The organism is Paenibacillus albidus, assembly GCF_014644435.1.
GTDB lineage: Bacteria > Bacillota > Bacilli > Paenibacillales > Paenibacillaceae > Paenibacillus_AQ > Paenibacillus_AQ albidus.
Genome location: NZ_BMKR01000080.1, coordinates 1 through 7,722, shown reverse-complemented (window position 1 = coordinate 7,722; position 7,722 = coordinate 1). Strand labels below are relative to the sequence as shown.

6 protein-coding genes and 1 pseudogene are annotated in these 7,722 nt (G+C 41.5%); 5 read left to right on the top strand and 2 right to left on the bottom strand.

Going from position 1 to position 7,722, the window contains the following annotated elements; translation table 11 throughout:
* The first annotated feature begins 94 nt into the window (after positions 1-94).
* Positions 95-700: a hypothetical protein gene (locus tag IEY53_RS34340; protein WP_189032784.1), complete on the top strand. Its 606-nt coding sequence runs from the start codon at positions 95-97 to the stop codon at positions 698-700.
* Positions 701-1,117: 417 nt separating this feature from the next.
* Here the strand turns inward: IEY53_RS34340 and IEY53_RS34335 are convergent, their stop codons facing one another.
* A complete protein-coding gene (locus tag IEY53_RS34335) occupies positions 1,118-2,467 on the bottom strand; it encodes an erythromycin esterase family protein (protein WP_229696531.1) in 1,350 nt (449 codons plus the stop codon).
* Positions 2,468-2,956: 489 nt separating this feature from the next.
* Here IEY53_RS34335 and IEY53_RS34330 point away from each other — a divergent pair, with 489 nt between their 5' ends.
* The 3 genes from IEY53_RS34330 (at position 2,957) to IEY53_RS34320 (ending at position 6,677) form a co-directional block, all read left to right on the top strand.
* Positions 2,957-3,535 carry a sensor domain-containing protein gene (locus IEY53_RS34330; RefSeq protein ID WP_189032788.1) on the top strand — a complete coding sequence of 193 codons (579 nt, stop codon included), beginning with the start codon at positions 2,957-2,959 and terminating at the stop codon, positions 3,533-3,535.
* 121 nt (positions 3,536-3,656) lie between these two features.
* A complete protein-coding gene (locus IEY53_RS34325) occupies positions 3,657-5,453 on the top strand; it encodes a helix-turn-helix transcriptional regulator (RefSeq protein WP_189032786.1) in 1,797 nt (598 codons plus the stop codon).
* A 237-nt stretch (positions 5,454-5,690) separates the two neighbouring features.
* Positions 5,691-6,677 (top strand): stalk domain-containing protein, encoded by a 987-nt coding sequence (locus IEY53_RS34320; RefSeq protein WP_189032783.1) that lies wholly within the window; start codon positions 5,691-5,693, stop codon positions 6,675-6,677.
* Between the two features lie 432 nt (positions 6,678-7,109).
* On the opposite strand, the gene IEY53_RS34315 is transcribed toward IEY53_RS34320, so the two are convergent.
* Complete coding sequence (locus IEY53_RS34315) at positions 7,110-7,409, bottom strand: hypothetical protein (protein WP_229696530.1); 300 nt, start codon at positions 7,407-7,409, stop codon at positions 7,110-7,112.
* Between the two features lie 163 nt (positions 7,410-7,572).
* Between IEY53_RS34315 and IEY53_RS35630 the strand changes: the two are divergent.
* Positions 7,573-7,722 (top strand): annotated as a pseudogene (locus tag IEY53_RS35630) (IS4 family transposase); the annotation flags it as partial.

Here is a 7,722-nt window from a genome sequence, read left to right as displayed (position 1 = left end):
TCGCCGGTTTGCCCAGTTATCTTAAGGCTTATCTGCCCATTTCAAGCTGCGAAGTTTGAGATGAAAATATATCCAAATGAAAGGAGGCGTCGTCGTGCATCATTTTTTTGACCCTTCGATAAAGCCAGTAGTAACGACGGACCTAAATGGAAATATTTTATATGTAAGGACTTATGGACTGTCATGTTATGGGTATCCAGATATTATCATGGAACAAATTATTGAAAACTATGAGGATATTTTTTTCGCTATTATTGATCGGATTTTCAGTCTTGAATTTGATATAAGCGGTAGTTGGAACTATGACGGGAATGTCTTTAAATTAGATATAGTCGGTGATGGTTTGGCAAAGGTAGTATTTCATGAAGTAGAAGAAGTGAAAATAATTACCTTTCTTAACCCGATTACAGGGGAACCCGCAAAGTACAAAACAAAAAGTTTGACAAACCTTTACAATCATCCAGAAGCCGAGATTTCGGGAGATACAATTTATGGGAAAGAGATATTGGCATTTATGGTAGAACAGGTTAAAGAAGGTGTTATGTACGACGAAGATTGCTCAATAAATTATGAAGATTTGTGCTACGAATTTATATTTACAAACGATCGCATAGGCAAGAGATACATTGAGATTAGATTGTCCATGGAAGAGACGAAATTAAAAGGAAAAGCAAAAACTACCTTTAATTGGGTGGACTGAATTTCATGCTTATTTATTCGCTTCATATTGATGGTAAATATAGTAATATAGTAATATAGTAATATAGTAATAAATTACTATATTATAACACAAAAGGAGAACATCGCTTGAAAAACAAAAGTATTCTTTCTCTTCTCTCGCTTATTATTATTGTTTAGTAAGAACGTTGTAGTAAATAAAGCTGCGTTAATGCCTTCCCATTTAGCTTCAATGCAGCCCTTGGCAGCCCTGTCAGGAATGGAGTTAATGTTTGGTGGTGACAAGAACTTGATGTCATAAATGACAAGAACTTTATCCTCAGGTCGGCGGTTGTTGCAAACCCATTATGAAAAGCCGACCAGTGGCCGGCTATTTTATGGTTTTATTTTATTCTCCGTGCCATGATTAAAGTTAAGGGATCGTCTTTTTTATTTCATATTACTTGATATGCGAAGGGGTCGTTTTTTGAATATGAACCATAATGTCGAATTGCTCTTGAAGGGAAACATCATAATATTGCGGTTCGTTAGGAATGATCTGTGCAATGCCATCCAAGAATGGCTGCTTTTCTTTTACCCATCGCTGCGCGGCTCCATTCAATTTGCGAAGATCTAACAGGAACTGATCGTATGGAACTTGTCCAAACATATAGTTGGAGCTGTTCTCGTTCTTCTGAATGGTATCCGCTGCAATCTTACCTTCACTGTATGCTGTAAATTTGCCTTCCGTGGTGGTGGATCCAATTGCTACATATTGATTACCTACACGTTCTTTCAGAAACTCCCCGGCGACTTTAGGATACATCTTCTCAGTGATAACACCTTTAGCTATGTGAATATTGTGCCCCCAAACCATCGTTTTGCCGCCAAATTTTTCTTGAGCCCAAACAGCGTGCTCGGCTAGATACTGATCATGCAGCTTCACCATGCTCGGATAGTCAGCCGGAATCACCATCTTCGTAAAATTCTCTATCACCTTAGTCGTTCCTTTCACCCAAGTTAGCTCGAGTGAATCAGTCTCATTATTCGACTTCGTTTTGTCTTCAAGTAGTTTGACTACTTTTTGCGCATTAGCCCTATGCTTTTCTTTCACTTCAGTAGTCAGCTTCATATATTCCTGTAGATTACCTGCCACCGATGACAACTCTTTGTAGCTTTGCTCGACTTCCGGCAGCAAATCAGGATGATACTTCTTTACATAGTTGATCACTTTATCGAAGACACTTTGATCCAGCATTTTTAAGTCGAGTCCGACGAATTGAATTTTCTTTTTATTTACAGGATCAGAGTTGTATTCCCGCATCCATTCTACCATAGCGACGATCTCATCAGTTGGGTACAACAGCTTCAAAAACTCCCTAGGGTCGCCTTTTCCCGTTTGGATATACTCGTTCAGCTTTAAACCGTTGCCCCAATCCTCTTCAATCCCAAAATTGGTAAAGCCTAGCTCAGTGACCAAATACTTCACGAGGCGATGCTTCATCATAAAAATCTCCGAGCTTCCGTGAGTAGCCTCTCCTAAACCAACATAATTTGCATTCCCTATCATGTCTTTTAGCGGTTTTAAATCATCCAATGGTTGTTTCGGATCTAACGTCTTCAGTTGCTTCGCCTGCAATTCAAGTGATTTTGCAATACTATTTTGAGATATTTGAGCTGTCTCAACTGGTTGAGTTGTTCCTATTTGTTCCGACTTTTCAGCTGGTCTCGTACTGCAACCTGCAGTTAGAATCGCTGCACTTAGAATTACGGCAACTCCACCGTAAATCATTTTCCTTCTTTTGTTCATGGTATTCACCTCATGGATTTTTTTGAAGTACGACTCTCTCTGCATACAAGCATATTGGGTCGTCTTCAGTAGTCCAATTGTCACTCACTCACTATCATTTAAGCTAGTTACAAATCTTCACTATTTCATGTGACATGCAATGCTCGCTAACGTATCGATCAGCGCCAACATGTCACAAAGAAAATGATGACATGTTGATGACATGTTGTCACTGGTGGAGATGACAGCTGTGCGGTTAGTATGGAGCAGTAGGCAACCGCACCAAACTATTTTTTAAAGAGGAGCTGATTCACCTATAGAAAACCGTAGGCAAATCGCATTAACAACTTCAGAACAGTGTTACCGTCTATGGCGGTTACTTTTTTTGCTGAGGTTGAGCAGGTTGGACATATTCCGAAAATGTCACATGACATTTTTACACTGGTGCGGTTGACGGAAGAAACCAAACCATACAATCCCGCTATTACACGGAGAGGAGCGATAAACCTTATGAAATCAGGTTTCATCCAAAATGGTTATTTTTTATTATTAACTTTCGTTACAGGCTTGTTTTACTTTTGCTTTTATATGGTAGCTCTGTCGTTCAGTTTAAGTCTTTCATTTACGGTAATCGGCATTCCACTAGTTACACGCGTATTGCGAACTACGACAACCTTCATCCAATTCGAACGCACACAGACGAAAATTTATACAGATATTACGACGGCACCTTACGACAAAAAAATAACAACGGATGCATCGGTCTGGGTTCATGCCAAATTAGAACTTACGGATCGTCGCAACTGGTTTGCCGTCTTTTGGTTAATGCAGAAGTTGGGGATCGGACTCGTCAGTCTCGTCAGCGTAGCCGTTCTCTATTTAGGACCGCTTGCATTCCTGTTGGCACCACTTTTGTATCGATACATCGATTTGAATGTCATTTTCATGCAAGTAGATACTTTTGCGGAATCACTCCTTACCATGGCTCTGGGAGTGGTGCTTGCTGCAATAAGTGTCAAGTTGAGTGACCGGTTGGCGAAAACATTCGGAGGTTATACGCGCACCATGATTCAGCAGCTAGACCGATAGCTGTTTTGTTTCCGACCTTTATGCAGGTGACGCAGCGTAAACAGCCAATTATGCACCGCACGAAGGTTTGGTTTATAATACTATAGGAAACAAACAGAAAGCTGCTTAGGGGTTGAAAGAATTGTTGGAAATGGTCAAACAGTGGTTTTGGTATGATTGGATTATGCTTGGGCTCCGCCTTATTATTAGCGTTTCGCTCATCCTCACGACGATCAGATTTCAGGAAGGTCTAGCGCTGCCTTTTTGGATCGTTATTTTTTGGGAGATTGCCGCTTTCTCCATTCCCTGGACTTGCTTGCTGCTCAACTACAAATATTATTTATTCACAGAAATACTGCTCTTTGGCGGGCTATGCGTACATTTAACCTCGTTGTTTCCGGAAGCTTTCCTTTCATTTCTTGTATCAGCCTTTCTGATCGCAGCGAATAGCGCTCGTCTGTCTTATCATTGGACGGCACCGGCAACGGTCTTGGTAATACCCGGAATCTTTTATGTTGTTTCGCCAGATAACAGCTATTGGTTCATGGTAACCTACTACGGACTTGCTTATGTGATGGGATTCGCTTTTCATTTATTGATCGTCAATCATCGGCAAAATGAAACGATCCGCAAGCAAAATGCGGTGCTTGAGCAATATATGTCCCAAATCGAGCGTATTACGCTGGCAGAAGAGCGAAACAGGCTGTCGAGAGAGCTCCACGATACTGTCGGTCATGCTTTTACTTCCATCATCATGGGAATGGAAGCGTTCCGCTCCGAGATTGCTACTGAAACGGGTATACAGAGGCTGGATTCCTTGCTTGAGTTGGGCCGTAAAAGTATAGAGGAAGTGAGGGGCTACTTGCATCAAATGGAGTCTCCACAGCAGTCGCTTTCCTTGGTCCAATCTCTGCAAAAGCTTGGAGATGAATTTCAGGAGCACGCCCGGATCGAGGTAAGCCTTCGTGCGTTCGGAGACGAGTACCAACTGTCCCGACAAGCGAAAATGGCGTTCATTCGCTGCTTGCAAGAGTCGCTTACGAATGCGGTTCGTCACGGTCAGGCGACCGAAATCACCGTTTCTTTGCAATTTGGGCAGCAAGATACAAGATTGGAGGTGCATGACAACGGAAGAGGGATGGAAGAATGGCGGGAGGGCTTCGGCATGAACGCGATGAAGGAGCGGGCCATGAATTTGCAAGGTCAAGTGTCCGTTTATACGAAGCCAGGGGACGGGACGCTTGTTACCTGTTCGTTGCCGCGACAAGCGGAAATGGAAGACGACCTTATTCAGCTGTTGATCGTCGACGACCAACCTTTTATTCGGGAAAGTCTCCGGGTGCTGCTCGACAAGTACCAGGACTTGAACGTAGTCGGATCGGCAGAGGATGGCGAACAAGCCGTCGACCTGTGCGGACGCCTCCAGCCTCACGTAGTGCTAATGGATTTGGATATGCCACGCATGAATGGAGCCGAGGCAACCAAAATGATCAAGCAGCAATGGCCGCATATCCGCGTATTGATTTTCACGACGTTTCAGGATGCGGAGCAAGCGTTGGACTTACTGCGCAGTGGTGCGGACGGCTTCCTGCTAAAATCATCCGAACCATTAGAGTTGGCCGATACGATCCGGCTTATTCACAGAGGAGGCACTTTAATCGATCGGGGGATGTCCCATAAAATATTCGAGAAGCTCGATAAGAGCGTCGAATCAACGCAATTGAAAATCGCCAACGACTATGACCTGACTCACAGGGAAATTGAAATATTGCAGCATGTTGCCAAAGGGCTCCGGTACAAGACGATAGCGTCCAAGCTATATTTGTCGGATGGCACGGTCAGAAACTACGCCTCCTCAGCCTATATTAAGCTAGGAGTACGCAACAACAAGGAAGAAGCCATCCAGAAAGCGTTGGAAATCGGGATCATCGTTAGCTAGAATTCGAACGACAGCTATGCTCGGCTACGAATTGTACGCGGCTTCCACATTGTGGGTATAGCCTCATTTCAAACTCTAATTGCTTATTTTTCGAGGGACTTTCTTGTCGCTATTATGTTTTATAGGGATATTCATGTCGTAAAAAAAACGACATGAATATCCCTACAACCATAAAACACCTTGATTTATTAAGGTTCTCAGTAGGCATTTTCATGTCGTTAGACTGTTGCATTACTAGTGTTCTTATTTCCAGTCAACTCAAAGGCTGACACAATCTACAAGGTATACGTTGATGGAACCCTTCTAAGCTTTTCGAGCTCCCCCATTAAAGAAGACGGACGAATACTCGTACCGGTACGGACTATATTCGAAGCACTTCACACAGAGGTAACATGGGATTCAGAAACACAATCCATCCATTCTATTAAAGGAGATGCCAAAGTTGATTTATCGATAGATTCTAACACGGCCTTTATAAATGGGCGCTCGGTATCATTAGAAGTACCGCCGAAAATTATCAATAACGTAACCTATGTTCCACTTCGATTCGTTGGCGAAGCATGGGATATGAACGTTGAGTGGAGTTCTTACGGAAATTATCAAGCAAACATTAATTTTACCTACATTCCAACAATTTTAATACATGGATTCAACGGCAACAGTACGTCAATGGATTACTTATTTAACTATTTACAACCCGACTCCAAGTATCGTTCAACAATTACTGATGATGATTACAATCAATTAAACGAAATGAGTCCTAAGGGACGACCAATTATAAAGGTGGTATTTTCTGATAGTAGGCAAGCTGTGTCGCAGCAGGAAGCTAAATTAACCGATATCATTCAAAAAGTTCAAAGGAAATTTCAAACGCCAAAAGTAAATTTAGTAGGTCATAGCATGGGAGGTTTAATGTCGACGGATTATGTTGTTAGTCAAACATTAATTTGGAAAAATTTATATCCTACTGTTAATAAAGTGGTAACAATCGCTTCACCAATCAATGGTGTAAAATACGGAGCAAGTAAGTTTGCAAAACTTTCATACGTTTCAGAAGATATGATTACGGATACGCCTCGAATACTTCAAGATAATGTTAAAAATTTTGGATTCCCTGATTACATACCGTTCTTGTCTATTTCCGCAAATAGTGATGCCTTCGTTCCAGAAAGCAGTGCTCTATATGTAAAAAATTTTACAAGTAATATTGAAACAGCAACCTAAGATTCGGGGCATTTAGATATACCAGAGAATCCCAAAGCAGCTCATCGAATAGGTACCTTTCTAATGATTGAGTAATTTATATATGAGATTATTGAATCAATCTCGAAACTGTATGTTTTGCAACCACTTTTATTTATTTTTTTTGATAGCACTGTAAAAATCAAATAAAGAAAACCCGCTTCACACTAAAGGAAGCGGGTTTTCTTTATTTGTATTGATTTTTATCCCCTTGGCAAGATGGCCAATCGGGCAACCAAAACCCCGGTACACGGCGCTGGCGCCCTGTTTCGGATGAACATCGAGCTTTGAGTAAACCCAGTTTCACTCCTGATCGGCTGCCCCCAATCGGTGCGCGCTTGCGTCAGCGACTAGACACTAACCCCCCGCGTTGTGCCGGTGAAGCTGGCTAGCCAATAAAATCTATTTTAAGTTCTATAGTACTAGTCCTTTATCTTCAAGCTCTAATAAGCCGCTAGCTGCATTGGCCGACCCTGATAATAGTTCTATGTGACGCCCAGAGCAATTTTCATAAAGTATCAAATACAAGAATACCCCTTTTGCTAACCAAGTAATTTCGGTATCCTTGAGAACTTCAAGGAATTTATCTGCATTTTGTGAAAAATTAGCTCTCCCTTTCAGTTTTAGTAATTCTATATTTGAAATTTCAAGGCATTTCAGAAAATTATTATTTCGTGCATCTCCAAGTATGTGATTTTTACTTAATTCTAACAAAGCTCTTCCTGTGGTAGTTTTTATCTCATTATAGATATACCATATACGATTATATGAATGGTGGTGAACCAAATCTTTTTGTTTATCGGGAAAAAAAATCAGAGCGGGATCATAGAATATGGAAAATAGCAAAAATGCACCAATAGCTTTAGCTCGCAATGAAGAGGTTTTCTTTAAGTGCGCTAAATCCTTGTTGCGCTTGCAAAAGGAATTTCAAGGTCTCTCCTATGATTTACTCGTTAGCCATACGACTATTGTATTTTCTAGGTACATCCTACTTGCGTGGCAGCATCGGCAAAGCACAGATCAGCGT

Coding starts and splice junctions, on each gene's coding strand:
- IEY53_RS34335 (WP_229696531.1), bottom strand. CDS start 2,467: ATGAACAAAAGAAGGAAAATGATTTACGGTGGAGTTGCCGTAATTCTA.
- IEY53_RS34330 (WP_189032788.1), top strand. CDS start 2,957: ATGAAATCAGGTTTCATCCAAAATGGTTATTTTTTATTATTAACTTTC.